This is a genomic window from Escherichia sp. F1, assembly GCF_046764225.1.
GTDB classification, from domain to species: domain Bacteria; phylum Pseudomonadota; class Gammaproteobacteria; order Enterobacterales; family Enterobacteriaceae; genus Escherichia; species Escherichia coli.
Genome location: NZ_CP177202.1, coordinates 4,351,563 through 4,377,525, shown reverse-complemented (window position 1 = coordinate 4,377,525; position 25,963 = coordinate 4,351,563). Strand labels below are relative to the sequence as shown.

General features: G+C 52.3%; 27 protein-coding genes and 2 tRNA genes. 25 read left to right on the top strand and 4 right to left on the bottom strand.

What is annotated here, in order from left to right; translation table 11 throughout:
* Positions 1-15: 15 nt before the first annotated feature.
* The 3 genes from ACK8NJ_RS21000 (at position 16) to ACK8NJ_RS20990 (ending at position 489) form a co-directional block, all read left to right on the top strand.
* Positions 16-91: transfer RNA gene (locus ACK8NJ_RS21000), tRNA-Gly, on the top strand.
* Positions 92-126: 35 nt separating this feature from the next.
* A tRNA-Gly gene (locus ACK8NJ_RS20995) sits at positions 127-202 on the top strand.
* 233 nt (positions 203-435) lie between these two features.
* Positions 436-489, top strand: coding sequence for a hypothetical protein (locus tag ACK8NJ_RS20990; RefSeq protein WP_010723271.1), 54 nt, complete (start codon positions 436-438; stop codon positions 487-489).
* On the opposite strand, the gene queG is transcribed toward ACK8NJ_RS20990, so the two are convergent.
* Positions 472-1,611, bottom strand: coding sequence for a tRNA epoxyqueuosine(34) reductase QueG (gene queG / locus ACK8NJ_RS20985; protein WP_001294215.1), 1,140 nt, complete (start codon positions 1,609-1,611; stop codon positions 472-474). The genes ACK8NJ_RS20990 and queG overlap by 18 nt on opposite strands.
* Between queG and nnr the strand changes: the two genes are divergently transcribed.
* From nnr to ACK8NJ_RS20880, 21 genes are all read left to right on the top strand, one after another.
* Positions 1,610-3,157 (top strand): bifunctional ADP-dependent NAD(P)H-hydrate dehydratase/NAD(P)H-hydrate epimerase, encoded by a 1,548-nt coding sequence (gene nnr / locus ACK8NJ_RS20980; RefSeq protein WP_411961915.1) that lies wholly within the window; start codon positions 1,610-1,612, stop codon positions 3,155-3,157. The genes queG and nnr overlap by 2 nt on opposite strands.
* Positions 3,129-3,590 (top strand): tRNA (adenosine(37)-N6)-threonylcarbamoyltransferase complex ATPase subunit type 1 TsaE, encoded by a 462-nt coding sequence (gene tsaE, locus ACK8NJ_RS20975; RefSeq protein ID WP_000981977.1) that lies wholly within the window; start codon positions 3,129-3,131, stop codon positions 3,588-3,590. The genes nnr and tsaE overlap by 29 nt, the downstream gene beginning before the upstream one ends.
* 18 nt (positions 3,591-3,608) lie before the next feature.
* Complete coding sequence (gene amiB, locus ACK8NJ_RS20970; RefSeq protein WP_411961914.1) at positions 3,609-4,946, top strand: N-acetylmuramoyl-L-alanine amidase AmiB; 1,338 nt, start codon at positions 3,609-3,611, stop codon at positions 4,944-4,946.
* 9 nt (positions 4,947-4,955) lie between these two features.
* The gene (gene mutL / locus ACK8NJ_RS20965) at positions 4,956-6,803 is read left to right on the top strand and encodes a DNA mismatch repair endonuclease MutL (protein ID WP_328180842.1); all 1,848 of its coding nucleotides are present in this window, start codon (positions 4,956-4,958) and stop codon (positions 6,801-6,803) included.
* A complete protein-coding gene (miaA, locus tag ACK8NJ_RS20960; protein ID WP_001280339.1) occupies positions 6,796-7,746 on the top strand; it encodes a tRNA (adenosine(37)-N6)-dimethylallyltransferase MiaA in 951 nt (316 codons plus the stop codon). The genes mutL and miaA overlap by 8 nt, the downstream gene beginning before the upstream one ends.
* Before the next feature lie 85 nt (positions 7,747-7,831).
* Positions 7,832-8,140: an RNA chaperone Hfq gene (gene hfq / locus ACK8NJ_RS20955; protein ID WP_001051883.1), complete on the top strand. Its 309-nt coding sequence runs from the start codon at positions 7,832-7,834 to the stop codon at positions 8,138-8,140.
* Positions 8,141-8,215: 75 nt separating this feature from the next.
* Positions 8,216-9,496 (top strand): ribosome rescue GTPase HflX, encoded by a 1,281-nt coding sequence (hflX, locus tag ACK8NJ_RS20950; protein ID WP_001558424.1) that lies wholly within the window; start codon positions 8,216-8,218, stop codon positions 9,494-9,496.
* An 85-nt stretch (positions 9,497-9,581) separates the two neighbouring features.
* Positions 9,582-10,841: an FtsH protease activity modulator HflK gene (gene hflK / locus ACK8NJ_RS20945; RefSeq protein ID WP_000312479.1), complete on the top strand. Its 1,260-nt coding sequence runs from the start codon at positions 9,582-9,584 to the stop codon at positions 10,839-10,841.
* A 2-nt stretch (positions 10,842-10,843) separates the two neighbouring features.
* A complete protein-coding gene (gene hflC, locus ACK8NJ_RS20940) occupies positions 10,844-11,848 on the top strand; it encodes a protease modulator HflC (RefSeq protein ID WP_001232412.1) in 1,005 nt (334 codons plus the stop codon).
* Between the two features lie 81 nt (positions 11,849-11,929).
* Positions 11,930-12,127, top strand: coding sequence for a DUF2065 domain-containing protein (locus ACK8NJ_RS20935; protein ID WP_001089295.1), 198 nt, complete (start codon positions 11,930-11,932; stop codon positions 12,125-12,127).
* 103 nt (positions 12,128-12,230) lie between these two features.
* On the top strand, positions 12,231-13,529 hold the full coding sequence (purA, locus tag ACK8NJ_RS20930; protein ID WP_000527955.1) for an adenylosuccinate synthase: 1,299 nt from the start codon (positions 12,231-12,233) through the stop codon (positions 13,527-13,529).
* A gap of 204 nt (positions 13,530-13,733) precedes the next feature.
* Complete coding sequence (nsrR, locus tag ACK8NJ_RS20925) at positions 13,734-14,159, top strand: nitric oxide-sensing transcriptional repressor NsrR (RefSeq protein ID WP_001177639.1); 426 nt, start codon at positions 13,734-13,736, stop codon at positions 14,157-14,159.
* A gap of 38 nt (positions 14,160-14,197) precedes the next feature.
* Positions 14,198-16,639 carry a ribonuclease R gene (rnr, locus tag ACK8NJ_RS20920; RefSeq protein ID WP_000076316.1) on the top strand — a complete coding sequence of 814 codons (2,442 nt, stop codon included), beginning with the start codon at positions 14,198-14,200 and terminating at the stop codon, positions 16,637-16,639.
* A 90-nt stretch (positions 16,640-16,729) separates the two neighbouring features.
* The gene (gene rlmB, locus ACK8NJ_RS20915; RefSeq protein ID WP_001293282.1) at positions 16,730-17,461 is read left to right on the top strand and encodes a 23S rRNA (guanosine(2251)-2'-O)-methyltransferase RlmB; all 732 of its coding nucleotides are present in this window, start codon (positions 16,730-16,732) and stop codon (positions 17,459-17,461) included.
* Between the two features lie 126 nt (positions 17,462-17,587).
* Positions 17,588-17,989, top strand: coding sequence for a YjfI family protein (locus ACK8NJ_RS20910; protein ID WP_000220122.1), 402 nt, complete (start codon positions 17,588-17,590; stop codon positions 17,987-17,989).
* Between the two features lie 18 nt (positions 17,990-18,007).
* Entirely contained in the window at positions 18,008-18,706 is a 699-nt protein-coding gene (locus ACK8NJ_RS20905; protein ID WP_000511955.1) for a PspA/IM30 family protein, read from the top strand.
* A gap of 50 nt (positions 18,707-18,756) precedes the next feature.
* Positions 18,757-19,416, top strand: coding sequence for a YjfK family protein (locus tag ACK8NJ_RS20900; protein ID WP_000012571.1), 660 nt, complete (start codon positions 18,757-18,759; stop codon positions 19,414-19,416).
* 17 nt (positions 19,417-19,433) lie between these two features.
* Complete coding sequence (locus ACK8NJ_RS20895; RefSeq protein WP_000547757.1) at positions 19,434-19,832, top strand: DUF350 domain-containing protein; 399 nt, start codon at positions 19,434-19,436, stop codon at positions 19,830-19,832.
* Between the two features lie 9 nt (positions 19,833-19,841).
* Entirely contained in the window at positions 19,842-20,480 is a 639-nt protein-coding gene (locus ACK8NJ_RS20890) for a DUF1190 domain-containing protein (RefSeq protein WP_411961913.1), read from the top strand.
* Between the two features lie 2 nt (positions 20,481-20,482).
* Complete coding sequence (locus ACK8NJ_RS20885; protein WP_000944021.1) at positions 20,483-21,646, top strand: glutathionylspermidine synthase family protein; 1,164 nt, start codon at positions 20,483-20,485, stop codon at positions 21,644-21,646.
* 83 nt (positions 21,647-21,729) lie between these two features.
* A complete protein-coding gene (locus ACK8NJ_RS20880) occupies positions 21,730-23,355 on the top strand; it encodes an isovaleryl-CoA dehydrogenase (RefSeq protein ID WP_328180839.1) in 1,626 nt (541 codons plus the stop codon).
* A gap of 107 nt (positions 23,356-23,462) precedes the next feature.
* On the opposite strand, the gene yjfN is transcribed toward ACK8NJ_RS20880, so the two are convergent.
* Positions 23,463-23,738, bottom strand: coding sequence for a DUF1471 family protease activator YjfN (yjfN, locus tag ACK8NJ_RS20875; RefSeq protein WP_000811566.1), 276 nt, complete (start codon positions 23,736-23,738; stop codon positions 23,463-23,465).
* A 148-nt stretch (positions 23,739-23,886) separates the two neighbouring features.
* Positions 23,887-24,216 carry a biofilm peroxide resistance protein BsmA gene (gene bsmA / locus ACK8NJ_RS20870; protein ID WP_000254636.1) on the bottom strand — a complete coding sequence of 110 codons (330 nt, stop codon included), beginning with the start codon at positions 24,214-24,216 and terminating at the stop codon, positions 23,887-23,889.
* Positions 24,217-24,397: 181 nt separating this feature from the next.
* On the opposite strand from bsmA, the gene yjfP reads away from it, so the two are divergent.
* On the top strand, positions 24,398-25,147 hold the full coding sequence (gene yjfP, locus ACK8NJ_RS20865; protein WP_411961912.1) for an esterase: 750 nt from the start codon (positions 24,398-24,400) through the stop codon (positions 25,145-25,147).
* On the opposite strand, the gene ulaR is transcribed toward yjfP, so the two are convergent.
* Positions 25,144-25,899 carry an HTH-type transcriptional regulator UlaR gene (gene ulaR, locus ACK8NJ_RS20860; protein ID WP_000133631.1) on the bottom strand — a complete coding sequence of 252 codons (756 nt, stop codon included), beginning with the start codon at positions 25,897-25,899 and terminating at the stop codon, positions 25,144-25,146. The two genes, yjfP and ulaR, sit on opposite strands and share 4 nt — an antisense overlap.
* Between the last annotated feature and the right edge of the window lie 64 nt (positions 25,900-25,963).

The following is a 25,963-nucleotide window of genomic DNA, read 5'->3' as shown; positions in this document are numbered from 1 at the left end:
AAAGACGAAGATTAAGCGGGAATAGCTCAGTTGGTAGAGCACGACCTTGCCAAGGTCGGGGTCGCGAGTTCGAGTCTCGTTTCCCGCTCCAAAATTTGAAAGTGCTGTAAAGCACAGACCACCCAAGCGGGAATAGCTCAGTTGGTAGAGCACGACCTTGCCAAGGTCGGGGTCGCGAGTTCGAGTCTCGTTTCCCGCTCCAAATTCTTCTCTCAATAAAATATCCACAGCGACGCGATGCGTTATTGCTGGTTTTTGTTGTCTCTGACAAACTCTTGTAAACAGAGTTATCCACAGTCTCAGGCTGTAATCTTAATTTCAAAGAAACTTCGCACGGTGAATAGTATTTTTTTAACCTATTGATAGATAAGTTAAAAATTAAGATTTCGTTTTGTCGTATCGATCACTTGACGATTTTTTCCGGCTTGAATTGCAATGCGTTTTTATTTTTATTCACAAGCTGTGGATGAATCAGGCGTCACGCGGTAACCCTTTTTCAATCACCCGAACCAGACGCTGTTTTTTCGGTAATTGCACTTCGACCACGCACGCATTTCGCCTCTCGATTTGCTGCGCAATCGCCCACGCTATGTGCTCATCGAGAAGTGGGTGCTCACCTTTACGACTTTCCAGCGCTGTCAAAATCGTTTCATCCCAGGGGGCATTGCCTAATGCTACGGCGATATTACGCAGCCAACGCAGGTGACCTATACGGCGAATCGCCGAACCTTCCGTGACTTTTAAAAACTTCTCTTCACTCCAGGCGAATAACTCAATGAGTTCCGGTGCGTGTAGCGGCTTACGCGGGCTGAAATCGTCTTCTGTAGTGAGTTGCGAATAGCGATTCCACGGGCAGATAAGCTGGCAGTCATCGCAACCGTAAATACGGTTTCCCATTAACGGTCGCAACTCTTCCGGGATCGCCCCCTCCAGTTCGATGGTGAGATAAGAGATACAGCGGCGAGCATCGACGGTATATGGCTCGACGATGGCTCCGGTCGGGCAAATCGTCATACAGGCCACGCATTTACCGCATCCTTCCTCGACTGGTTGATCCACGGGCAGCGGAATATCGACCAGCAATTCGCCTAAAAAGAAGAATGAACCGGCCTCGCGATTGAGGATAAGTGAGTGCTTACCTGTCCAGCCGAGCCCAGCTTTTTCAGCTAACGGGCGCTCGAGAATAGGCGCAGAATCGACAAACGGTCTAAAATTCAGCGAAACACAATGTTGCTGAATCATCTCGCCCAGCTTTTTGAGTCGGTTGCGCAGAAGTTTGTGATAGTCACGGCCCAGCGCATAACGGCTCACATAGCCGAGCTTAGGGTTTTTCAGCGTGCTGGCAAATGCGGCGTTAGCAGGAAGGTAATTCATCCGCACGCTGATCACGCGCAGCGTACCGGGCAATAACTCATGGGGGCGAGCGCGCAGCATACCGTGACGCGCCATCCAGTCCATTTCGCCGTGGTATTGTTTGTCCAGCCATGCTTGCAGTTTGGGCTCGGACTCGCTGAGATCGGTATCGGTAATACCTACCTGCTGAAAGCCCAGTTCCAGCCCCCACTGTTTAATTTTTTGCGCTAACTGATTGAGATCGAGGGGCTCTGACATGACGGACCATACAATGAAGAAAAACCCCGTAAGTATACCACACACCGTCTGGCACGCCGACGATATCCGCCGCGGAGAACGCGAGGCGGCAGATGCACTGGGACTCACACTCTATGAGCTGATGCTTCGCGCTGGCGAAGCCGCATTCCAGGTGTGTCGCACGGCTTATCCTGACGCCCGCCACTGGCTGGTGCTGTGCGGTCATGGTAATAACGGCGGCGATGGCTACGTGGTCGCGCGATTGGCCAAAGCGGTCGGTATTGAGGTCACGCTGCTGGCCCAGGAAAGTGACAAACCGTTGCCGGAAGAGGCCGCGCTGGCACGCGAATCATGGTTAAACGCGGGAGGCGAGATCCATGCTTCGAATATTGTCTGGCCCGAATCGGTAGATCTGATTGTTGATGCGCTGCTCGGTACCGGCTTGCAGCAAGCACCCCGCGAATCCATTAGCCAGTTAATCGACCACGCTAATTCCCATCCTGCGCCGATTGTGGCGGTTGATATCCCTTCCGGCCTGCTGGCTGAAACTGGCGCTACGCCAGGCGCGGTGATCAACGCCGATCACACCATCACTTTTATTGCGCTGAAACCAGGCTTGCTCACTGGAAAAGCGCGGGATGTTACCGGACAACTGCATTTTGACTCACTGGGGCTGGATAGCTGGCTGGCAGGTCAGGAGACGAAAATTCAGCGGTTTTCGGCAGAACAACTTTCTCACTGGCTGAAACCGCGTCGCCCGACATCGCATAAAGGCGATCACGGGAGAGTGGTGATTATTGGCGGCGATCACGGCACGGCGGGAGCTATTCGTATGACGGGGGAAGCGGCACTGCGTGCTGGTGCTGGTTTAGTTCGAGTATTGACCCGCAGTGAAAACATTGCGCCGCTACTGACTGCACGACCGGAATTGATGGTGCATGAACTGACTGTGGACTCTCTTACCGAAAGCCTGGAATGGGCCGATGTGCTGGTGATTGGTCCCGGACTGGGCCAGCAAGAGTGGGGGAAAAAAGCCCTGCAAAAAGTTGAGAATTTTCGCAAACCGATGTTGTGGGATGCCGATGCATTGAACCTACTGGCAATCAATCCCGATAAGCGTCACAATCGCGTGATCACGCCGCATCCTGGCGAGGCCGCACGGTTGTTAGGCTGTTCCGTCGCTGAAATTGAAAGTGACCGCTTACATTGCGCTAAACGTCTGGTACAACGTTATGGCGGCGTAGCGGTGCTGAAAGGTGCCGGAACCGTGGTCGCCGCCCATCCTGACGCTTTAGGCATTATTGATGCCGGGAATGCAGGCATGGCGAGCGGCGGCATGGGCGATGTGCTCTCTGGTATTATTGGCGCATTGCTTGGGCAAAAACTGTCGCCGTATGATGCAGCCTGTGCGGGCTGTGTCGCGCACGGTGCGGCAGCTGACGTACTGGCGGCGCGTTTTGGAACGCGCGGGATGCTGGCAACCGATCTCTTTTCCACGCTACAGCGTATTGTTAACCCGGAAGTGACTGATAAAAACCATGATGAATCGAGTAATTCCGCTCCCTGATGAGCAGGCAACATTAGACCTGGGCGAGCGGGTAGCGAAAGCCTGCGATGGCGCAACCGTAATCTATCTGTATGGCGATTTAGGCGCAGGTAAAACCACCTTTAGCCGGGGCTTTTTGCAGGCTTTGGGCCATCAGGGTAATGTCAAAAGCCCCACTTATACGCTGGTCGAACCCTATACGCTCGACAATTTAATGGTTTATCACTTTGATTTGTACCGCCTTGCCGATCCCGAGGAGCTGGAGTTTATGGGGATCCGCGATTATTTTGCCAACGATGCCATCTGCCTGGTGGAGTGGCCACAACAAGGTACAGGTGTTCTTCCTGACCCGGATGTCGAAATACACATTGATTATCAGGCACAAGGCCGTGAGGCGCGCGTGAGTGCGGTTTCCTCTGCGGGTGAATTGTTGCTGGCGCGTTTAGCCGGTTAACCTTTGAAAGGTGGCGGGATGATGTATCGCATCAGAAATTGGTTGGTAGCGACGTTGCTGCTGCTGTGCGCGCAGGTGGGTGCCGCGACGCTCTCTGATATTCAGGTTTCTAACGGTAATCAACAGGCGCGGATAACGTTGAGTTTTATTGGCGATCCTGATTATGCGTTTAGCCATCAAAGCAAACGCACCGTGGCGCTCGATATCAAACAAACGGGCGTGATTCAGGGACTGCCATTGTTGTTCAGCGGTAATAATCTGGTGAAGGCGATTCGCTCCGGAACGCCTAAAGATGCACAAACGCTACGGCTGGTGGTCGATCTTACCGAAAACGGTAAAACCGAAGCGGTGAAGCGGCAGAATGGCAGCAATTACACTGTCGTCTTTACGATTAACGCCGATGCGCCGCCACCGCCTCCTCCGCCGTCCGTGGTTGCGAAACGCGTTGAAACACCTGCGGTTGTCGCACCGCGCGTCAGCGAACCGGCGCGCAATCCGTTTAAAACAGAAAGTAACCGCACTACGGGTGTTATCAGCAGTAATACGGTAACGCGTCCGGCAGCGCGCGCGACGGCGAACACTGGCGATAAAATTATCATCGCTATTGATGCCGGACACGGCGGTCAGGACCCTGGCGCTATCGGCCCTGGTGGTACGCGGGAGAAAAATGTCACCATCGCCATCGCACGTAAATTGCGTACTTTGCTCAATGACGATCCGATGTTTAAAGGCGTTTTAACTCGTGACGGGGATTACTTTATCTCGGTGATGGGGCGCAGCGATGTGGCACGTAAGCAAAACGCCAATTTCCTCGTGTCGATTCACGCTGATGCCGCACCGAACCGCAGTGCGACTGGCGCTTCCGTATGGGTGCTCTCTAACCGTCGCGCCAACAGCGAAATGGCCAGCTGGCTGGAGCAGCACGAGAAACAGTCGGAGCTACTGGGCGGAGCGGGCGATGTGCTGGCGAACAGTCAGTCTGACCCCTATTTAAGCCAGGCGGTGCTGGATTTACAGTTCGGTCATTCCCAGCGGGTAGGGTATGATGTAGCGACCAGTATGATCAGTCAGTTGCAACGCATTGGCGAAATACATAAACGTCGGCCAGAACATGCCAGCCTTGGTGTTCTGCGTTCGCCGGATATCCCGTCAGTACTGGTCGAAACCGGTTTTATCAGCAACAACAGCGAAGAACGTTTGCTGGCGAGCGACGATTACCAACAACAGCTGGCAGAAGCCATTTACAAAGGCCTGCGTAATTATTTCCTTGCGCATCCGATGCAATCTGCGCCGCAGGGTACAGCGGCACAAACTGCCAGTACGGTGACGACGCCAGATCGCACGCTGCCAAACTAAGGACGATTGATGCCAATTCAGGTCTTACCGCCACAACTGGCGAACCAGATTGCCGCAGGTGAGGTGGTCGAGCGACCTGCGTCGGTAGTCAAAGAGCTGGTGGAAAACAGCCTCGATGCAGGTGCGACGCGTATCGATATTGATATCGAACGCGGTGGGGCGAAACTTATCCGCATTCGTGATAACGGCTGCGGTATCAAAAAAGATGAGCTGGCGCTGGCGCTGGCTCGTCATGCCACCAGTAAAATCGCCTCTCTGGACGATCTCGAAGCCATTATCAGCCTGGGCTTTCGCGGTGAGGCGCTGGCGAGTATCAGTTCGGTTTCGCGCCTGACGCTCACTTCACGCATCGCAGAACAGCAGGAAGCCTGGCAGGCCTATGCCGAAGGGCGCGATATGGACGTAACGGTTAAACCGGCGGCGCATCCGGTGGGAACGACGCTGGAGGTGCTGGATCTGTTCTACAACACCCCGGCGCGGCGCAAATTCCTGCGCACCGAGAAAACCGAATTTAACCATATCGATGAAATTATTCGCCGCATTGCGCTGGCGCGTTTCGACGTCACGATCAACCTGTCGCATAACGGTAAAATTGTGCGTCAGTACCGCGCAGTGCCGGAAGGCGGGCAAAAAGAACGGCGCTTAGGCGCGATTTGCGGCACCGCTTTTCTCGAACAAGCGCTGGCGATTGAATGGCAACACGGCGATCTTACGCTGCGCGGCTGGGTGGCAGATCCGAATCACACCACGCCCGCACTGGCGGAAATTCAGTATTGCTATGTGAATGGTCGCATGATGCGCGATCGCCTGATCAATCACGCGATCCGCCAGGCCTGTGAAGACAAACTGGGGGCCGATCAGCAACCGGCATTTGTGCTGTATCTGGAGATCGACCCACATCAGGTGGACGTCAACGTGCACCCTGCCAAACACGAAGTGCGTTTCCATCAGTCGCGTCTGGTGCATGATTTTATCTATCAGGGCGTGCTGAGCGTGCTACAACAGCAACTGGAAACGCCGCTACCGCTGGACGATGAACCACAACCTGCACCGCGCGCCATCCCGGAAAACCGCGTGGCGGCGGGGCGCAATCACTTTGCAGAACCGGCAGCTCGGGAGCCGGTAGCTCCGCGTTACACTCCTGCGCCCGCCTCAGGCAGTCGTCCGGCTGCCCCCTGGCCGAATGCGCAGCCAGGCTACCAGAAACAGCAAGGTGAAGTGTATCGCCAGCTTTTGCAAACGCCCGCGCCGATGCAAAAACCAAAAGCGCCAGAACCGCAGGAACCTGCACTTGCGGCGAACAGTCAGAGTTTTGGTCGGGTACTGACTATCGTCCATTCCGACTGTGCGTTGCTTGAGCGCGATGGCAACATTTCACTTTTAGCCTTGCCAGTGGCAGAACGTTGGCTGCGTCAGGCGCAACTGACGCCGGGTGAAGCGCCAGTTTGCGCCCAGCCGTTGCTGATTCCGCTGCGGCTAAAAGTTTCTGGCGAAGAAAAATCGGCATTAGAAAAAGCGCAGTCTGCCCTGGCGGAATTGGGTATTGATTTCCAGTCAGATGCACAGCATGTGACCATCAGGGCCGTGCCTTTACCCTTACGCCAACAAAATTTACAAATCTTGATTCCTGAACTGATAGGCTACCTGGCGAAGCAGTCCGTATTCGAACCTGGCAATATTGCGCAGTGGATTGCACGAAATCTGATGAGCGAACATGCGCAGTGGTCAATGGCACAGGCCATAACCCTGCTGGCGGACGTGGAACGGTTATGTCCGCAACTTGTGAAAACGCCGCCGGGTGGTCTGTTACAATCTGTTGATTTACATCCGGCGATAAAAGCCCTGAAAGATGAGTGATATCAGTAAGGCGAGCCTGCCTAAGGCGATTTTTTTGATGGGGCCGACGGCCTCCGGTAAAACGGCGTTAGCCATTGAGCTGCGTAAAATTTTACCAGTAGAGTTGATAAGCGTTGATTCTGCCCTTATTTACAAAGGGATGGATATCGGGACGGCGAAGCCGAACGCTGAAGAGTTACTCGCCGCGCCGCACCGATTGCTGGATATTCGCGATCCGTCGCAGGCTTACTCGGCTGCTGATTTTCGCCGCGATGCGCTGGCGGAAATGGCCGATATCACCGCAGCGGGGCGGATCCCACTGTTAGTGGGCGGTACGATGTTGTATTTCAAGGCATTGCTGGAAGGGTTGTCGCCGCTACCGTCGGCAGACCCGGAAGTGCGGGCCAGAATTGAGCAACAGGCGGCAGAGCAAGGTTGGGAGTCATTGCATCGTCAACTTCAGGAGATCGATCCGGTTGCGGCAGCAAGGATTCATCCAAATGATCCACAAAGGCTTTCCCGGGCACTGGAAGTTTTTTTCATTTCGGGTAAAACTTTAACGGAACTGACGCAAACGTCAGGAGACGCTCTACCGTATCAGGTGCATCAGTTCGCCATCGCCCCGGCGAGCCGTGAACTGCTCCATCAACGAATTGAGCAGCGTTTTCATCAGATGTTGGCTTCAGGTTTTGAAGCAGAAGTCCGGGCGCTTTTTGCCCGAGGAGATTTGCATACGGATTTGCCTTCCATTCGTTGCGTGGGTTATCGCCAGATGTGGTCTTACCTTGAAGGCGAAATCTCATACGATGAAATGGTTTATCGAGGTGTTTGCGCCACGAGACAGTTGGCGAAGCGGCAGATAACCTGGCTGCGTGGTTGGGAAGGGGTTCACTGGCTTGACAGTGAAAAACCAGAACAAGCGCGTGACGAAGTATTACAGGTTGTTGGTGCTATCGCAGGCTGAATGTGTACAATTGAGACGTATCGTGCGCAATTTTTTCAGAATCGAAAGGTTCAAAGTACAAATAAGCATATAAGGAAAAGAGAGAATGGCTAAGGGGCAATCTTTACAAGATCCGTTCCTGAACGCACTGCGTCGGGAACGTGTTCCAGTTTCTATTTATTTGGTGAATGGTATTAAGCTGCAAGGACAAATCGAGTCTTTTGATCAGTTCGTGATCCTGTTGAAAAACACGGTCAGCCAGATGGTTTATAAGCACGCGATTTCTACTGTTGTCCCGTCTCGCCCGGTTTCTCATCACAGTAACAACGCCGGTGGCGGTACCAGCAGTAACTACCATCATGGTAGCAGCGCGCAGAATACTTCCGCGCAACAGGACAGCGAAGAAACCGAATAAGGTTTCGGGCTGTTTTTTTACACGGGGAGCCAGCGATCCTGCGTTCCCCGCTGATCTATTTAGAGGGTTATACGCTTGTTTGACCGTTATGATGCTGGTGAGCAGGCGGTACTGGTACACATCTATTTTACGCAAGACAAAGATATGGAAGACCTCCAGGAGTTTGAATCTCTGGTCTCTTCCGCCGGTGTCGAAGCATTGCAGGTGATTACCGGTAGCCGTAAAGCGCCGCACCCAAAGTATTTTGTAGGTGAAGGTAAAGCAGTTGAAATTGCGGAAGCTGTCAAAGCGACGGGTGCTTCGGTCGTTCTTTTTGACCATGCCCTGAGCCCGGCGCAAGAGCGTAACCTGGAGCGTTTGTGCGAGTGTCGTGTTATCGACCGCACCGGCCTTATTTTAGATATTTTCGCCCAACGTGCGCGTACCCATGAGGGTAAGTTGCAGGTTGAGCTGGCGCAGCTGCGCCATCTGGCTACGCGCCTGGTGCGTGGCTGGACCCACCTTGAAAGACAGAAAGGCGGGATAGGTTTGCGTGGTCCGGGTGAAACCCAGCTCGAAACCGACCGTCGTTTGTTGCGTAATCGCATCGTGCAGATACAGTCGCGCCTGGAAAGAGTTGAAAAGCAGCGTGAGCAGGGGCGGCAATCGCGTATCAAAGCCGACGTTCCTACTGTTTCGCTGGTGGGATATACCAACGCCGGTAAATCTACCCTTTTCAATCACATCACCGAAGCGCGGGTCTACGCGGCAGACCAGTTGTTTGCCACCCTCGACCCGACGTTGCGGCGTATTGACGTCGCAGATGTCGGTGAAACCGTGTTGGCTGATACCGTAGGGTTTATTCGCCACCTGCCGCACGATCTGGTGGCGGCATTTAAAGCCACGTTACAAGAGACGCGGCAAGCCACATTGCTGCTGCACGTCATTGATGCGGCGGATGTGCGTGTACAAGAAAACATCGAAGCGGTGAATACGGTTCTTGAAGAGATCGACGCTCACGAGATCCCAACCCTGCTGGTGATGAACAAGATCGATATGCTGGAAGATTTCGAACCGCGTATTGATCGGGACGAAGAGAACAAACCGATCCGTGTCTGGCTTTCCGCACAGACCGGAGCGGGGATACCACAGCTTTTTCAGGCTTTGACGGAGCGGCTTTCCGGCGAGGTGGCGCAGCATACATTGCGTCTGCCACCGCAGGAAGGGCGTCTGAGAAGTCGTTTTTATCAGCTTCAGGCAATAGAAAAAGAGTGGATGGAGGAGGACGGCAGCGTAAGTCTGCAAGTTCGTATGCCGATCGTTGACTGGCGTCGCCTCTGTAAACAAGAACCGGCGTTGATCGATTACCTGATCTAACGGCGTAGCGTCTGAAGCGTGGAGTCATATCCTCTGGCGTCGAAAGACAACAGGGATCACCGCATAACAAATATGGAGCACAAACATGGCGTGGAATCAGCCCGGTAATAACGGACAAGACCGCGACCCGTGGGGAAGCAGCAAACCTGGCGGCAACTCTGAGGGAAATGGAAACAAAGGCGGTCGCGATCAAGGGCCACCTGATTTAGATGATATCTTCCGCAAACTGAGCAAAAAGCTCGGTGGTCTGGGCGGCGGTAAAGGCACCGGATCTGGCGGTGGCAGTTCATCGCAAGGCCCGCGCCCGCAGCTTGGCGGTCGCGTCGTTACCATCGCAGCGGCAGCGATTGTCATTATCTGGGCGGCCAGTGGTTTCTATACCATTAAAGAAGCCGAACGCGGCGTGGTAACACGCTTTGGTAAATTCAGCCATCTGGTTGAGCCGGGTTTGAACTGGAAACCGACGTTTATTGACGAAGTCAAACCAGTGAACGTGGAAGCCGTGCGTGAACTGGCCGCTTCTGGTGTGATGCTGACGTCGGACGAGAACGTAGTGCGCGTTGAGATGAACGTGCAGTACCGCGTCACCGATCCGGAAAAATATCTGTATAGCGTGACCAGCCCGGATGACAGCCTGCGTCAGGCTACCGACAGCGCCCTGCGCGGGGTTATCGGTAAATACACCATGGACCGCATTCTGACGGAAGGTCGTACCGTGATTCGTAGCGATACTCAGCGCGAACTGGAAGAGACGATTCGTCCGTATGACATGGGCATCACTCTGCTGGACGTCAACTTCCAGGCAGCTCGTCCGCCGGAAGAAGTAAAAGCGGCGTTTGACGATGCGATTGCCGCGCGTGAAAACGAACAGCAATACATTCGTGAAGCAGAAGCGTATACCAACGAAGTTCAGCCGCGTGCGAACGGTCAGGCGCAACGTATCCTCGAAGAGGCGCGTGCGTACAAGGCCCAGACCATCCTGGAAGCTCAGGGCGAAGTGGCGCGCTTTGCTAAACTTCTGCCGGAATATAAAGCTGCGCCGGAAATTACTCGCGAGCGTCTGTATATCGAGACGATGGAAAAAGTGTTGGGTAACACCCGCAAAGTGCTGGTTAACGATAAAGGTGGCAACCTGATGGTTCTGCCGTTAGACCAGATGCTGAAAGGTGGTAACGCCCCTGCGGCGAAGAGCGATAACGGTGCCAGCAATCTGCTGCGTCTGCCGCCAGCCTCTTCCTCCACAACCAGTGGAGCAAGCAACACGTCGTCCACCAGTCAGGGCGATATTATGGACCAACGCCGCGCCAACGCGCAGCGTAACGACTACCAGCGTCAGGGGGAATAACGATGCGTAAGTCAGTTATCGCGATTATCATCATCGTGCTGGTAGTGCTTTACATGTCTGTCTTTGTCGTCAAAGAAGGTGAGCGCGGTATTACGCTGCGTTTTGGTAAGGTACTGCGTGACGATGACAACAAACCTCTGGTTTATGAGCCGGGTCTGCATTTCAAGATACCGTTCATTGAAACGGTGAAAATGCTCGACGCACGTATTCAGACCATGGACAACCAAGCCGACCGCTTTGTGACCAAAGAGAAGAAAGACCTGATCGTCGACTCTTACATCAAATGGCGCATCAGCGATTTCAGCCGTTACTACCTGGCAACGGGCGGTGGCGACATTTCGCAAGCGGAAGTGCTGTTGAAACGTAAGTTCTCTGACCGTCTGCGTTCTGAAATTGGTCGCCTGGACGTGAAAGACATCGTCACCGATTCCCGTGGTCGTCTGACCCTCGAAGTACGTGACGCGCTGAACTCCGGTTCTGCGGGTACAGAAGATGAAGTTACTACCCCGGCAGCAGATAACGCCATTGCCGAAGCGGCAGAGCGCGTAACGGCTGAGACGAAGGGTAAAGTTCCGGTCATCAACCCGAACAGTATGGCGGCGCTGGGTATTGAAGTTGTCGATGTGCGAATTAAGCAGATCAACCTGCCGACCGAAGTGTCTGAAGCGATCTACAACCGTATGCGCGCCGAGCGTGAAGCGGTAGCGCGTCGTCACCGTTCACAAGGTCAGGAAGAAGCGGAAAAACTGCGTGCGACTGCCGACTATGAAGTGACCAGAACGCTGGCAGAAGCTGAGCGTCAGGGCCGCATCATGCGTGGTGAAGGCGATGCCGAAGCAGCCAAACTGTTTGCTGATGCATTCAGTAAAGATCCGGACTTCTACGCATTTATCCGTAGCCTGCGTGCTTATGAGAACAGCTTCTCTGGCAATCAGGACGTGATGGTCATGAGCCCGGATAGCGATTTCTTCCGCTACATGAAGACGCCGACTTCCGCAACGCGTTAATATAACGACCGCGGTACAGGTCAATAAAGCCACCGCATCCTCAGGGATGTCGGTGGTTTTCTTTTTCTATAAGGATAATGAATGAATTCGACAATCTGGCTGGCGCTTGCCCTGGTTTTGGTGCTCGAAGGTTTAGGGCCGATGCTTTACCCGAAGGCATGGAAGAAGATGATCTCTGCGATGACCAATTTGCCCGATAATATTTTACGTCGTTTTGGCGGTGGACTTGTGGTTGCGGGCGTTGTGGTCTACTACATGTTGAGGAAAACGATTGGCTGAACAAAAAACAGACTGATCGAGGTCATTTTTGAGTGCAAAAAGTGCTGTAACTCTGAAAAAGCGATGGTAGAATCCATTTTTAAGCAAACGGTGATTTTGAAAAATGGGTAACAACGTCGTCGTACTGGGCACCCAATGGGGTGACGAAGGTAAAGGTAAGATCGTCGATCTTCTGACTGAACGGGCTAAATATGTTGTACGCTACCAGGGCGGTCACAACGCAGGCCATACTCTCGTAATCAACGGTGAAAAAACCGTTCTCCATCTTATTCCATCAGGTATTCTCCGCGAGAATGTAACCAGCATCATCGGTAACGGTGTTGTGCTGTCTCCAGCCGCGCTGATGAAAGAGATGAAAGAACTGGAAGACCGTGGCATCCCCGTTCGTGAGCGTCTGCTGCTGTCTGAAGCATGTCCGCTGATCCTTGATTATCACGTTGCGCTGGATAACGCGCGTGAGAAAGCGCGTGGCGCGAAAGCGATCGGCACCACCGGTCGTGGTATCGGGCCTGCTTATGAAGATAAAGTGGCACGTCGCGGTCTGCGTGTTGGCGACCTTTTCGACAAAGAAACCTTCGCTGAAAAACTGAAAGAAGTGATGGAATATCACAACTTCCAGTTGGTTAACTACTACAAAGCTGAAGCGGTTGATTACCAGAAAGTTCTGGATGATACGATGGCTGTTGCCGACATCCTGACTTCTATGGTGGTTGACGTTTCTGACCTGCTCGACCAGGCGCGTCAGCGTGGCGATTTCGTCATGTTCGAAGGTGCTCAGGGTACGCTGCTGGATATCGACCACGGTACTTATCCGTACGTAACTTCTTCCAACACCACTGCTGGTGGCGTGGCGACCGGTTCCGGCCTGGGCCCGCGTTATGTTGATTACGTTCTGGGTATCCTCAAAGCTTACTCCACTCGTGTGGGTGCAGGTCCGTTCCCGACTGAACTGTTTGATGAAACTGGCGAGTTCCTCTGCAAGCAGGGTAACGAATTCGGCGCAACTACGGGTCGTCGTCGTCGTACCGGCTGGCTGGACACCGTTGCCGTTCGTCGTGCGGTACAGCTGAACTCCCTGTCTGGCTTCTGCCTGACCAAGCTGGACGTTCTGGATGGCCTGAAAGAGGTGAAACTCTGCGTGGCTTACCGTATGCCGGATGGTCGTGAAGTGACTACCACTCCGCTGGCAGCTGACGACTGGAAAGGTGTAGAGCCGATTTACGAAACCATGCCGGGCTGGTCTGAATCCACCTTCGGCGTGAAAGATCGTAGCGGCCTGCCGCAGGCGGCGCTGAACTACATCAAGCGTATTGAAGAGCTGACCGGTGTGCCGATCGATATCATCTCTACCGGTCCGGATCGTACTGAAACCATGATTCTGCGCGACCCGTTCGACGCGTAATTCTGGTACGCCTGGCAGATATTTTGCCTGCCGGGCTAACAGTGTGATACATTGCTGTGTCGGGTAAGCCATTACGCTATCCGACACAGTGTTAAATCCTCGCTTTTTTCCTTCCCCGAACTGAAATAAATTAGCGACACAGCTTGTGGCTGGTTTATCATCAATATAAATGTATTTTTTCCCGATTTCCCTTTTGAGGTTGATGTGCAGTTAACGAGTTTCACTGATTACGGATTACGTGCGCTGATCTACATGGCGTCATTGCCAGAAGGGCGGATGACCAGTATTTCTGAAGTGACTGACGTCTACGGCGTCTCCCGTAATCATATGGTCAAAATAATCAATCAACTTAGTCGTGCCGGCTACGTGACTGCTGTTCGTGGAAAAAATGGCGGCATTCGTCTGGGTAAACCGGCGAGTGCGATACGTATTGGTGATGTGGTGCGCGAGCTGGAGCCCTTATCGCTGGTGAATTGCAGCAGTGAGTTTTGCCACATTACACCTGCCTGTCGGTTGAAACAGGCACTTTCTAAGGCCGTGCAAAGTTTTCTTACGGAACTGGATAACTACACGCTTGCCGATTTGGTTGAAGAGAATCAACCGCTTTATAAATTATTGCTGGTGGAGTGACGAAAATCTTCATCAGAGATGACAACGGAGGAACCGAGATGTCACAAGATCCTTTCCAGGAACGCGAAGCTGAAAAATACGCGAATCCCATCCCTAGTCGGGAATTTATCCTCGAACATTTAACCAAACGTGAAAAACCGGCCAGCCGTGATGAGCTGGCGGTAGAACTGCACATTGAAGGCGAAGAGCAGCTTGAAGGCCTGCGTCGCCGCCTGCGCGCGATGGAGCGCGATGGTCAACTGGTCTTCACTCGTCGTCAGTGCTATGCGCTGCCGGAACGCCTCGACCTGGTGAAAGGTACCGTTATTGGCCACCGTGATGGCTACGGCTTTCTGCGGGTTGAAGGGCGTAAAGATGATTTGTATCTCTCCAGCGAGCAGATGAAAACCTGCATTCATGGCGATCAGGTGCTGGCGCAGCCGCTGGGTGCTGACCGTAAAGGTCGTCGTGAAGCGCGTATTGTCCGCGTACTGGTGCCAAAAACCAGCCAGATTGTTGGTCGCTACTTTACCGAAGCGGGCGTCGGCTTTGTGGTTCCTGACGACAGTCGTTTGAGCTTCGATATCTTAATCCCGCCCGATCAGATCATGGGCGCGCGGATGGGCTTTGTGGTGGTGGTTGAACTGACCCAACGCCCGACTCGCCGTACCAAAGCGGTGGGTAAAATCGTCGAAGTACTTGGCGACAATATGGGCACCGGCATGGCGGTTGATATCGCTCTGCGTACCCATGAAATTCCGTATATCTGGCCGCAGGCCGTTGAGCAACAGGTTGCCGGGCTGAAAGAAGAAGTGCCGGAAGAAGCAAAAGCGGGCCGTGTCGATCTGCGCGATTTACCGCTTGTCACCATTGATGGCGAAGACGCCCGTGACTTTGACGATGCAGTTTACTGCGAGAAAAAACGCGGCGGCGGCTGGCGTTTATGGGTCGCGATTGCCGACGTCAGCTACTATGTGCGTCCGCCAACACCGCTGGACAGAGAAGCGCGTAACCGTGGTACGTCGGTGTACTTCCCTTCGCAGGTTATCCCGATGCTGCCGGAAGTGCTCTCTAACGGTCTGTGTTCGCTCAACCCGCAGGTAGACCGCCTGTGTATGGTGTGCGAGATGACGGTTTCGTCGAAAGGCCGCCTGACTGGCTACAAATTCTATGAAGCGGTAATGAGCTCTCACGCACGTCTGACCTACACCAAAGTCTGGCATATTCTGCAGGGCGATCAGGATCTGCGCGAGCAGTACGCCCCGCTGGTTAAGCATCTCGAAGAGTTGCATAACCTCTATAAAGTGCTGGATAAAGCCCGTGAAGAACGTGGCGGGATCTCATTTGAGAGCGAAGAAGCGAAGTTCATTTTCAACGCCGAACGCCGTATTGAACGTATCGAACAGACCCAGCGTAACGACGCACACAAATTAATTGAAGAGTGCATGATTCTGGCGAATATCTCGGCGGCGCGTTTCGTTGAGAAAGCCAAAGAACCGGCACTGTTCCGTATTCACGACAAGCCGAGCACCGAAGCAATTACCTCTTTCCGTTCAGTGCTGGCGGAGCTGGGGCTGGAATTGCCGGGCGGTAACAAGCCGGAACCGCGTGACTACGCGGAGCTGCTGGAGTCGGTTGCCGATCGTCCTGACGCAGAAATGCTGCAAACCATGCTGCTGCGCTCGATGAAACAGGCGATTTACGATCCAGAAAACCGTGGTCACTTCGGTCTGGCATTGCAGTCCTATGCGCACTTCACTTCGCCGATTCGTCGTTATCCTGACCTGACGCTGCACCGCGCCATTAAGTATCTGCTGGCGAAAGAGCAGGGGCATCAGGGCAACACTACTGAAACCGGCGGTTACCATTATTCGATGGAAGAGATGTTGCAACTGGGTCAGCACTGTTCGATGGCGGAACGTCGTGCCGACGAAGCAACACGCGATGTAGCTGACTGGCTGAAGTGTGACTTCATGCTCGACCAGGTAGGTAACGTCTTTAAAGGCGTAATTTCCAGCGTCACTGGCTTTGGCTTCTTCGTCCGTCTGGACGACTTGTTCATTGATGGTCTGGTCCATGTCTCTTCGCTGGACAATGACTACTATCGCTTTGACCAGGTAGGGCAACGCCTGATGGGTGAATCCAGCGGCCAGACTTATCGCCTGGGCGATCGCGTGGAAGTTCGCGTCGAAGCGGTTAATATGGACGAGCGTAAAATTGACTTTAGCCTGATCTCCAGCGAACGCGCACCGCGCAACGTCGGTAAAACGGCGCGCGAGAAAGCGAAAAAAGGCGATGCAGGTAAAAAAGGCGGCAAGCGTCGTCAGGTCGGTAAAAAGGTAAACTTTGAGCCAGACAGCGCCTTCCGCGGTGAGAAAAAAACGAAGCCGAAAGCGGCGAAGAAAGACGCGAGAAAAGCGAAAAAGCCATCGGCGAAAACGCAGAAAATAGCTGCAGCGACCAAAGCGAAGCGTGCGGCGAAGAAAAAAGTGGCAGAGTGATCATTACCCTCTTCAAACAGAAGAGGGTGAATTATCCGTAGGCCGGGCAAGCGTGGCGCTCCCGGCAAAACGTAAACAACGAGTACATTAATGAGCGAAATGATTTACGGCATCCACGCAGTGCAGGCCCTGCTGGAGCGCGCCCCTGAACGTTTTCAGGAAGTCTTTATTTTAAAAGGCCGTGAAGATAAACGTCTGTTACCGCTGATTCACGCCCTTGAGTCCCAGGGCGTGGTTATCCAGTTGGCGAACCGTCAGTATCTCGACGAGAAAAGCGACGGTGCCGTGCATCAGGGCATTATTGCCCGTGTGAAGCCAGGACGTCAGTATCAGGAAAACGATCTGCCGGATCTGATCGCTTCGCTCGATCAACCGTTCCTGCTGATCCTCGACGGTGTAACCGATCCGCATAACCTCGGCGCGTGCCTGCGTAGCGCGGACGCCGCAGGTGTTCATGCGGTGATTGTGCCGAAAGATCGCTCCGCACAGCTCAACGCCACGGCGAAAAAAGTAGCCTGCGGCGCGGCAGAAAGCGTTCCGCTGATTCGGGTGACTAACCTTGCGCGCACCATGCGTATGTTGCAGGAAGAGAATATCTGGATCGTCGGTACGGCAGGTGAGGCGGATCATACACTTTATCAGAGCAAAATGACCGGACGCCTGGCACTGGTGATGGGCGCGGAAGGTGAAGGTATGCGTCGCCTGACTCGTGAACATTGCGACGAGTTGATCAGCATCCCAATGGCAGGAAGCGTTTCTTCGCTGAACGTTTCTGTGGCGACAGGGATTTGCTTATTTGAAGCGGTGCGACAGCGCAGCTAGTTCCTCTGAATTATGAAAAACCATCCAGATTTGGATGGTTTTTTTTTGTCTATAGCTGGTAAGATAATTACGTACTGCAAATATTCATTTTATTAATATTTAAACTTAATTTATATGGAATAATATATGACATGGAATCCGTTGGCGCTGGCGACGGCGCTGCAAACTGTACCTGAACAAAATATTGATGTAACAAATGGCGAGAATGCATTAATTATTAAAATGAATGATTATGGCGATTTGCAAATCAATATTCTATTTACTTCCCGCCAAATGATTATCGAAACCTTTATTTGTCCGGTAAGTAGTATCAGCAATCCAGATGAATTTAATACCTTCTTATTAAGAAATCAGAAGATGATGCCGTTGTCATCGGTAGGGATCTCCAGCGTGCAACATGAAGAGTATTACATTGTTTTCGGGGCGTTATCGCTTAAATCTTCTCTTGAAGATATCCTGCTTGAGATAACCTCGCTGGTAGATAACGCATTGGATCTGGCTGAAATTACAGAAGAATATTCACTCTAATTACAAGGACGGGTATTTATGGGAATTTTAAAAAGTTTATTTACGCTGGGGAAATCGTTTATCTCCCAGGCGGAAGAATCCATTGAAGAAACCCAGGGCGTGCGCATGCTGGAACAGCATATCCGTGACGCTAAAGCTGAACTCGATAAAGCCGGAAAATCTCGCGTTGATCTGCTGGCGCGGGTGAAATTAAGTCACGATAAGCTGAAAGATTTACGTGAGCGCAAAGCCAGTCTGGAAGCCCGTGCGCTGGAAGCGTTAAGCAAGAACGTTAATCCGTCGTTGATTAACGAAGTTGCTGAAGAAATCGCGCGCCTTGAGAATCTCATTACCGCTGAAGAGCAAGTGTTGTCGAATCTGGAAGTCTCCCGTGATGGCGTGGAAAAAGCAGTTACAGCGACAGCGCAGCGTATCGCTCAGTTTGAGCAGCAAATGGAAGTCGTTAAAGCCACTGAAGCCATGCAGCGTGCACAACAGGCTGTAACGACCTCTACCGTTGGCGCATCTTCCAGCGTTTCGACAGCGGCAGAATCCTTAAAACGCCTGCAAACGCGTCAGGCCGAACGTCAGGCTCGTCTGGATGCTGCTGCACAGTTGGAAAAAGTCGCAGACGGTCGCGATCTTGATGAAAAGCTGGCGGAAGCCGGAATAGGCGGTAGCAATAAAAGTAGCGCCCAGGATGTATTAGCAAGACTGCAACGCCAACAGGGCGAGTAATTTTTTTGCCAGCCTCACTGCAAGGCTGGCAACTATTTTAAGGATAAAATATGTCTGGTTTTTTCCAGCGTCTGTTTGGCAAGGATAATAAGCCTGCTATCGCTCGCGGTCCGCTGGGTCTGCATCTCAATAGTGGTTTTACGCTCGACACGTTAGCGTTTCGTTTGCTGGAAGATGAATTGCTGATTGCGCTGCCGGGTGAGGAATTTACGGTAGCCGCCGTCAGCCGCATCGATCTGGGCGGCGGTAGCCAGATTTTCCGCTACTACACTTCGGGCGATGAATTTCTGCAAATCAATACCACCGGCGGCGAAAATATTGATGACATTGATGATATCAAGCTCTTTGTCTATGAAGAGAGCTACGGTATCAGTAAAGAGAGTCACTGGCGCGAGACGATCAATGCCAAAGCGATGGGGGCAATGACCTTAAACTGGCAGGAAAAACGCTGGCAGCGATTTTTTAACAGCGAAGAACCGGGAAATATCGAACCCGTCTACATGCTGGAAAAAGTAGAAAATCAAAACCATGCCAAATGGGAGGTCCATAATTTTACCATGGGCTACCAACGGCAAGTAACCGAAGATACTTACGAATATTTGCTGCTAAATGGTGAGGAATCTTTTAACGATCTCGGCGAGCCAGAGTGGTTATTTTCGCGCGCGTTGGGTGTCGATATCCCGCTGACATCACTTCATATTATTGGTTAATTACAAGGACGTTTACAATGCATATACTGGATTCTCTTCTTGCCTTTAGTGCCTATTTTTTTATTGGCGTGGCTATGGTGATTATTTTTCTGTTTATCTATTCTAAAATTACACCGCACAACGAATGGCAGTTAATCAAAAACAATAATACCGCGGCGTCACTGGCGTTCAGCGGTACATTGTTGGGTTACGTGATCCCGTTATCCAGTGCGGCAATCAATGCGGTGAGTATTCCAGACTATTTCGCCTGGGGCGGGATCGCACTGGTGATTCAGTTACTCGTTTTTGCTGGCGTCAGACTTTATATGCCCGCATTAAGCGACAAAATTATTAATCACAATACCGCAGCAGGAATGTTTATGGGAACCGCCGCACTGGCTGGCGGTATTTTTAACGCAGCTTGTATGACATGGTAATGGACGATCATGGCCAGAAAACGCAAATCAAGAAATAACAGTAAAATTGGTCACGGAGCGATCAGTCGCATTGGTAGACCGAATAATTCTTTTGAACCGCGTCGCAATCGTTACGCACAAAAATACTTAACGTTGGCGCTAATGGGCGGTGCCGCTTTTTTCGTATTGAAAGGTTGTGGCGATAGTGGCGATGTCGATAACGACGGCGACGGAACGTTTTACTCGACTGTGCAGGATTGTATTGATGACGGTAATAATTCAGATATCTGTGCTCATGGCTGGAACAACGCCAAAGCGGCGTTTTATGCCGATGTTCCAAAGAATATGACTCAGCAGAATTGTCAGTCTAAGTATGAAAATTGTTACTACGACAACGTTGAACAGAGTTGGATCCCGGTCGTTTCGGGATTTTTGTTAAGCCGGGTTATACGTAAAGATCGTGATGAGCAGTTTGTTTATAACAGCGGCGGTTCCTCTTTTGCTTCGCGCCCTGTCTGGCGCAACACTTCTGGTGATTACTCCTGGCGCTTCGGTTCTGGCAAAAAAGAGTCTTACTCTTCGGGCGGCTTTACCACCAAAAAAGCGTCAACCGTTTCTCGCGGCGGCTATGGTCGTTCTTCCAGCGCCCGTGGGCATTGGGGAGGCTAATCATGCTGAGACACAACGTTCCTGTACGGTGGGATCTGGACCAGATCGCCGCTGACAACGGTTTCGACTTTCATATCATCGACAATGAAATCTATTGGGACGAGAGTCGGGCTTACCGCTTTACCCTGCGTCAGATTGAAGAGCAGATCGAAAAACCGACTGCGGAACTGCATCAGATGTGCCTTGAGGTGGTGGATCGCGCGGTTAAAGACGAAGAGATCCTGACGCAACTGGCGATCCCGCCATTGTACTGGGATGTGATCGCCGAAAGCTGGCGCGCACGAGATCCTTCGCTGTATGGCCGGATGGATTTTGCCTGGTGTGGCAATGCGCCGGTGAAGCTACTGGAGTACAACGCCGATACGCCAACTTCATTGTACGAGTCGGCTTATTTCCAGTGGCTGTGGCTGGAGGATGCCCGGCGCAGCGGCATTATTCCGCGTGATGCCGATCAGTACAATGCTATTCAGGAACGCCTGATTTCACGCTTTAGCGAGCTTTACAGTCGGGAACCGTTTTATTTTTGCTGCTGTCAGGACACCGATGAAGACAGGACTACCGTGCTGTATTTGCAGGACTGCGCCCAGCAGGCAGGGCAGGAGTCGCGGTTTATCTACATTGAAGATCTCGGTTTGGGCGTCGGCGGTGTACTGACCGATCTTGATGATAATGTCATCCAGCGTGCATTTAAGCTGTATCCGCTAGAGTGGATGATGCGTGACGATAACGGTCCGCTGCTGCGCAAGCGTCGCGAGCAATGGGTGGAGCCGTTATGGAAAAGTATCTTGAGTAATAAAGGGCTAATGCCACTGCTTTGGCGCTTCTTCCCTGGTCATCCTAACCTTCTTGCATCCTGGTTTGAGGGCGAAAAACCGCAGATTGCCGCTGGCGAAAGCTATGTGCGTAAACCGATCTACTCGCGCGAAGGCGGCAATGTCACCATTTTCGACGGTCAGAATAACGTCGTTGACCACGCTGATGGTGATTACGCCGATGAACCGATGATCTACCAGGCGTTTCAACCTCTGCCGCGATTTGGCGATAGCTACACACTCATCGGTAGCTGGATTGTCGATGATGAAGCGTGCGGAATGGGGATCCGTGAAGATAACACGCTGATCACCAAAGACACCTCACGTTTCGTTCCGCATTACATTGCTGGATAAGAATGTTTTAGCAATCTCTTTCTGTCATGAATCCATGGCAGTGACCATACTAATGGTGACTGCCATTGATGGAGGGAGACACAGTGCACTGGCAAACTCACACCGTTTTTAATCAACCTATACCATTAAATAACAGTAACTTATACCTGTCTGATGGCGCGCTCTGTGAAGCGGTAACGCGTGAAGGTGCTGGCTGGGATAGCGATTTTCTAGCCAGTATTGGTCAGCAGTTAGGAACGGCTGAATCTCTTGAACTGGGGCGGCTGGCGAATGTGAATCCGCCTGAATTATTGCGCTACGATGCGCAAGGACGCCATCTGGACGATGTGCGTTTTCACCCCGCCTGGCACTTGCTGATGCAGGCGCTATGTACCAATCGGGTGCACAATCTTGCCTGGGAAGAAGACGCTCGCTCCGGCGCATTTGTGGCGCGCGCGGCGCGTTTTATGTTGCACGCACAGGTTGAGGCAGGGTCGTTATGTCCGATAACGATGACCTTTGCCGCCACGCCATTGTTGTTACAGATGTTACCCACGCCGTTTCAGGACTGGACCACGCCGCTGTTGAGCGATCGCTACGATTCTCACTTATTGCCAGGTGGGCAAAAACGCGGTTTGTTGATTGGCATGGGAATGACGGAAAAGCAGGGCGGTTCCGATGTCATGAGCAACACCACCCGCGCAGAGCGCCTGGAAGATGGCTCTTATCGGCTGGTGGGGCATAAATGGTTTTTCTCGGTGCCGCAAAGCGATGCGCATCTGGTGCTGGCGCAGACTACGGGCGGTTTGTCCTGCTTTTTTGTGCCGCGCTTTTTGCCTGACGGGCAACGCAACGCGATTCGCCTCGAGCGGCTGAAAGATAAGCTGGGTAATCGCTCTAACGCCAGTTGCGAAGTGGAGTTTCAGGATGCCATTGGCTGGTTGTTAGGGCAGGAAGGGGAAGGAACTCGTCTGATCCTGAAAATGGGAGGGATGACGCGTTTTGATTGCGCCCTGGGTAGCCATGCCATGATGCGCCGTGCATTTTCGCTGGCGATTTATCATGCCCATCAACGCCATGTTTTTGGTAATCCATTGATCCAACAGCCCCTTATGCGTCATGTCTTAAGTCGCATGGCACTTCAGCTTGAAGGGCAAACGGCGTTGCTGTTTCGTCTTGCGCGAGCGTGGGACCGGCGTGCCGATGCTAAAGAAGCCCTGTGGGCGCGTTTATTTACGCCTGCGGTGAAATTTGTGATCTGCAAACGAGGTATGCCGTTTGTGGCCGAAGCGATGGAGGTGCTGGGCGGCATTGGTTATTGCGAGGAGAGCGAGCTGCCGCGGCTTTACCGGGAGATGCCGGTAAACAGTATTTGGGAAGGTTCCGGTAATATTATGTGCCTGGATGTACTGCGTGTTCTCAATAAGCAAGCGGGTGTATACGACTTATTGTCGGAAGCATTTGTGGAAGTGAAAGGGCAGGATCGCTATTTTGATCGCGCGGTTCGTCGTTTACAGCAGCAGCTGCGTAAGCCAGCTGAAGAACTGGGGCGAGAGATTACTCATAAGCTATTCCTGCTGGGCTGCGGTGCGCAAATGTTGAAATATGCCTCTCCGCCAATGGCGCAGGCGTGGTGTCAGGTGATGTTAGATACGCGCGGCGGCGTACGGTTGTCAGAGCAGATCCAGAATGATTTATTGCTGCGGGCGACGGGGGGAGTGTGTGTGTAAGCGTATACGACGCTGGTTTCGATTAACTATATGAAATATTTGAAAATTGTTGGCCGGACAAGGCGCTCGCGCCGCATCCGGCATTGTTCATTTGCTGTAGATGACACTCATGCATACAGTATCGCCTGTACGCGCCAGTTATCAGGCTGCTGGTCTTCGTACATGGTAATAATGCGGTACCATGACGCACCTTGTTCATCGGCCTTTAACGCCACGATACGTTCCACGTCCTGCGGATCCCCTGAAATATTGCTAACTGAGATCTGACCTATTTCATTCAGGCCCGTCACGCAGTCAGCACTGGCGAATTCTGCAGACTGTGCCGTGGCGCTCGCAGGATAAGTCACTAATTGCAGCGAGGGTGAGGCAAGTAATTGTTTCATCGTCAGCTCCATTTTTCGTTTCCCCACATGTTGCAGGGCATTCCATCGCGGTAATAAACGCCCAGGCTTCCAGCCGGTAATTTATTGTGCACAGGTAAACGCATAGGGACGCAAAGCAATGTAAAGCTGACTATGTAAGTTGTCTGATTTATTTACGGTACAAAATGGCTTGTGAATACCACTGTCCTGTGACGATGGTTTCGTCCACCATGACGACAACGTAATAATCAGCTTTTGCAGCGACAGCTTTCGCTCTGATTTCTGCTAATGCGTCATCCGGAGAACCCCGAACCATCGTGCTTACGCTACCTATTCGCTGTAACCCTTGCGTCTGGTCGCGGCGAATCTCTTGCGGATGGTCCGTTACTGGCGGTGCTGGCTGTGGCGTACCTTGCAGTGCGCTACAGGCACTTAACATCAACACCAATAATAAACTGGCAAACCGGTAAATAACGCTATTACGTTTCCTGCTAACCATAGTGTAGTGCCTTATTAATTTAACTTTGGGGGAATGTTCCCGAATTGTTACCTGGTACGCGATTTTCGAATGAAAACGTGATGAAAGCGTAACCCACATCTCAACATTATGAACTAATACCGCCAGCAGAAACTTGTGCTAAGGATTTCTTCATGTCATACCAGACAAAAAGGAGAGACAGATGATTGAAATAGAATCACGCGAGCTGGCAGATATTCCCATTCTTCATGCTTATCCTGTCGGGCAAAAAGATACCCCGTTACCGTGCGCGATTTTTTATCACGGCTTTACTTCGTCCAGTCTGGTGTATAGCTATTTTGCCGTTGCGCTGGCGCAGGCTGGTTTGCGGGTGATCATGCCGGATGCGCCCGATCACGGTAGTCGTTTTAGTGGCGACGCAGCGCGGCGGTTAAATCAATTTTGGCAAATATTGCTACAAAGTATGCAGGAATTCACTACGTTACGTGCGGCAATAGCCGAAGAAAACTGGCTGCTTGCTGACCGTCTGGCAGTCGGTGGCGCGTCGATGGGCGCGATGACGGCACTGGGAATTACCGCTCGCCACCCCACGGTGAAATGTACCGCCAGCATGATGGGATCGGGCTATTTTACATCGCTCGCCCGTTCACTGTTTCCACCGCTGATACCTGAAACGACAGCACAGCAGAATGAATTCAATAACATTGTCGCGCCGCTGGCAGAGTGGGAAGCGACAAACCACCTGGAACAACTTGCTGACAGACCTCTACTGCTGTGGCATGGCCTTGACGATGACGTCGTGCCTGCCGACGAATCACTACGTTTGCAGCAGGCCTTAAGCGAGACGGGACGGGATAAACTGCTAACCTGTTCATGGCAGCCAGGCGTGCGTCACCGCATTACGCCTGAGGCGTTAGATGCTGCCGTGACATTTTTCCGCCAGCATCTTTAAACACGCAGAATGCTGACCCCTTGCGCTTCCAGTTGTTGCAGGATTTCCGGGTTAGCATTTTTGCCGGTGATCAGCATATCGATTTGATCGGCACGGCTAAAAAGCATTCCCGCGCGTTCGCCAATCTTACTGCTATCAACCAGTACCACCAATTTCCCTACCACGCTCAGCATCTTCTGCTCTGCCATTGCCGTCAACATATCGGTTTTATACAACCCTTCTGCTGTCAGCCCTTTGCCGCTGGTAAACATCCAGTGCCCGGCATAGAGACTGTTTTCGCTGCCTTGCGGGCTTAAAGTGATGGACTGACTTTTGTTGTACTGTCCGCCCATAATGATCACGCTGTCATGCTCCTGATCGATCAGGTAATTTGCCAGCGGTAGATAATTAGTGATGATTTGCACTGGCTTGCCACACATTTCCCGCCCAAGCAGAAACGCGGTGGAGCCGCAGTTGATGACTACGCTTTCGCCCGGATTAACCAGCTGCGAGGCCGCTTTAGCAATACGTACTTTTTCATCGTGATTCTGCGCCTGATGCAGATTCATCGGCGTCCAGCGTGGGCGCTGCTGGGTAATAGCTTCTGCGCCATTGCGCACTTTTTTCAGTTTGCCGCTTTCGTCAAGTTTATTGATATCGCGTCGCGCAGTGGCAGGCGAAATTCCCAGACGCTCAACGACTTTCTCAACGGTCACAAAGCCCAATTGTGCGAGCATTTCCAGGAGGATTTGATGTCTTTGTGCTTCAGTCATGAGCTATTCCGATAAAATTTGATTTTTTTAGATGATATTTGAAATAGCCAGGAAATACTACGCC

Bases quoted from the DNA above. Each gene is read 5' to 3' on its own strand.
- nnr (WP_411961915.1), top strand. From the start codon at position 1,610: ATGACGGACCATACAATGAAGAAAAACCCCGTAAGTATACCACACACC.
- queG (WP_001294215.1), bottom strand. From the start codon at position 1,611: ATGTCAGAGCCCCTCGATCTCAATCAGTTAGCGCAAAAAATTAAACAG.
- tsaE (WP_000981977.1), top strand. From the start codon at position 3,129: ATGATGAATCGAGTAATTCCGCTCCCTGATGAGCAGGCAACATTAGAC.
- amiB (WP_411961914.1), top strand. From the start codon at position 3,609: ATGATGTATCGCATCAGAAATTGGTTGGTAGCGACGTTGCTGCTGCTG.
- mutL (WP_328180842.1), top strand. From the start codon at position 4,956: ATGCCAATTCAGGTCTTACCGCCACAACTGGCGAACCAGATTGCCGCA.
- miaA (WP_001280339.1), top strand. From the start codon at position 6,796: ATGAGTGATATCAGTAAGGCGAGCCTGCCTAAGGCGATTTTTTTGATG.
- hfq (WP_001051883.1), top strand. From the start codon at position 7,832: ATGGCTAAGGGGCAATCTTTACAAGATCCGTTCCTGAACGCACTGCGT.
- hflK (WP_000312479.1), top strand. From the start codon at position 9,582: ATGGCGTGGAATCAGCCCGGTAATAACGGACAAGACCGCGACCCGTGG.
- hflC (WP_001232412.1), top strand. From the start codon at position 10,844: ATGCGTAAGTCAGTTATCGCGATTATCATCATCGTGCTGGTAGTGCTT.
- ACK8NJ_RS20935 (WP_001089295.1), top strand. From the start codon at position 11,930: ATGAATTCGACAATCTGGCTGGCGCTTGCCCTGGTTTTGGTGCTCGAA.
- purA (WP_000527955.1), top strand. From the start codon at position 12,231: ATGGGTAACAACGTCGTCGTACTGGGCACCCAATGGGGTGACGAAGGT.
- rnr (WP_000076316.1), top strand. From the start codon at position 14,198: ATGTCACAAGATCCTTTCCAGGAACGCGAAGCTGAAAAATACGCGAAT.
- rlmB (WP_001293282.1), top strand. From the start codon at position 16,730: ATGAGCGAAATGATTTACGGCATCCACGCAGTGCAGGCCCTGCTGGAG.
- ACK8NJ_RS20910 (WP_000220122.1), top strand. From the start codon at position 17,588: ATGACATGGAATCCGTTGGCGCTGGCGACGGCGCTGCAAACTGTACCT.
- ACK8NJ_RS20905 (WP_000511955.1), top strand. From the start codon at position 18,008: ATGGGAATTTTAAAAAGTTTATTTACGCTGGGGAAATCGTTTATCTCC.
- ACK8NJ_RS20900 (WP_000012571.1), top strand. From the start codon at position 18,757: ATGTCTGGTTTTTTCCAGCGTCTGTTTGGCAAGGATAATAAGCCTGCT.
- ACK8NJ_RS20895 (WP_000547757.1), top strand. From the start codon at position 19,434: ATGCATATACTGGATTCTCTTCTTGCCTTTAGTGCCTATTTTTTTATT.
- ACK8NJ_RS20890 (WP_411961913.1), top strand. From the start codon at position 19,842: ATGGCCAGAAAACGCAAATCAAGAAATAACAGTAAAATTGGTCACGGA.
- ACK8NJ_RS20885 (WP_000944021.1), top strand. From the start codon at position 20,483: ATGCTGAGACACAACGTTCCTGTACGGTGGGATCTGGACCAGATCGCC.
- yjfN (WP_000811566.1), bottom strand. From the start codon at position 23,738: ATGAAACAATTACTTGCCTCACCCTCGCTGCAATTAGTGACTTATCCT.
- bsmA (WP_000254636.1), bottom strand. From the start codon at position 24,216: ATGGTTAGCAGGAAACGTAATAGCGTTATTTACCGGTTTGCCAGTTTA.
- yjfP (WP_411961912.1), top strand. From the start codon at position 24,398: ATGATTGAAATAGAATCACGCGAGCTGGCAGATATTCCCATTCTTCAT.
- ulaR (WP_000133631.1), bottom strand. From the start codon at position 25,899: ATGACTGAAGCACAAAGACATCAAATCCTCCTGGAAATGCTCGCACAA.